Below are 1,129 nucleotides of genomic sequence, written 5' to 3'. Positions count from 1 at the left end.
CTGCCATCAAACTGGGAAGAATACCGACCTAAATAAAATTCCGGATTATAACCCGACGGGTTTTGTCGGATGGATACTAATAATTTATGAGTTGCAAATTTACTCTTTTCTCTAATGTTATTTTGATGTTCGGGTTTTTTACACTGAGCGATAACGTTTTGCAGCTACCCGAAGGTGGCGATTTCGAAGCACTTCACTGTCAACCAAGCAGAAACTTTGATAGAAGCACAAAGCTTGATTTAACCACTGAACCGCCACTTTTGGGTAGGTGCTGTTGGTTACAGTAATTCATTCAATATCTCAATAAACTTCGAGCCATCAGACATTTTAAATTCCCCATTTTCGATTTTTTCAATCGGTACATTCCCTTCAATTACTCGAAGAATACCATCTTTATCTAAAAATAGATTAGCGGGGTATCCATCAAAGCCTAATTTTCTAGTTAGTTCTTTTGAGTCAACTATATGTTCAAAATCAAACTGAAATTTTTGTAAAAACTTCCTCACCTTGCTTTCTGACTCAAAGGTTATTGATAAAAAATTAAACTTATCATTATATTCCTCTTTCATTTTATTTAAAATTGGCATTTCTTCAACACAAGGTTTACAAGAGGTAAACCATAAATTTATTAAGGTAGGTTTACCTTTCAGGTCTTCTATGTTAATTACACGACCATCTAATGTCTTAGCATTTATTATAGGATATTCTTTACCGATTAAAGCTTTTTTTCTTTCAATTTCTAATTTTGTCTTTTTAACGTTGTCAGTGAAATGCCATTTATATGAAAAAACAATTGAATCATTCCTATTATACTCTAAATCTAATTCTTCATAGATGTCCATAGATTTTACCACTTCTTTCATTTTGCTTAACCTTTTTTCCTTTAGTTCTATGTAATCTTTTTCGTTTAATATTTTTCCTTCTTCATTTAAATAATAGTTTGCAGATTGTCCAAACATAAAACTAGAATAAAAAATCCCAACAAGAATTAAAGAAATTTGAGTTGTTGTCTTCATATTATTATATTGTTTTTAGTTTTTATTATTGTAACCAACGGTTAACTAAACGCTGTACTGCTCCGTGCCATTTGGCAGTCCCCGGTATTGCGTTTAGTGAATGTTGAATGGAG

The 1,129-nt window shown here is 31.9% G+C and carries 1 protein-coding gene; it reads right to left on the bottom strand.

Annotated features, from left to right (window positions below):
• Positions 1 to 278: 278 nt before the first annotated feature.
• Complete coding sequence (locus MMU07_RS21675) at positions 279 to 1,016, bottom strand: TlpA family protein disulfide reductase (RefSeq protein ID WP_241128707.1); 738 nt, start codon at positions 1,014 to 1,016, stop codon at positions 279 to 281.
• Positions 1,017 to 1,129: the final 113 nt, after the last annotated feature.

It is taken from the genome of Cognataquiflexum nitidum, from assembly GCF_022538055.1.
Taxonomy (GTDB): Bacteria; Bacteroidota; Bacteroidia; order Cytophagales; family Cyclobacteriaceae; genus Cognataquiflexum; species Cognataquiflexum nitidum.
The sequence above is the reverse complement of the archived record's forward strand: the minus strand, read 5'-3'. Positions and strand labels throughout refer to the sequence as shown.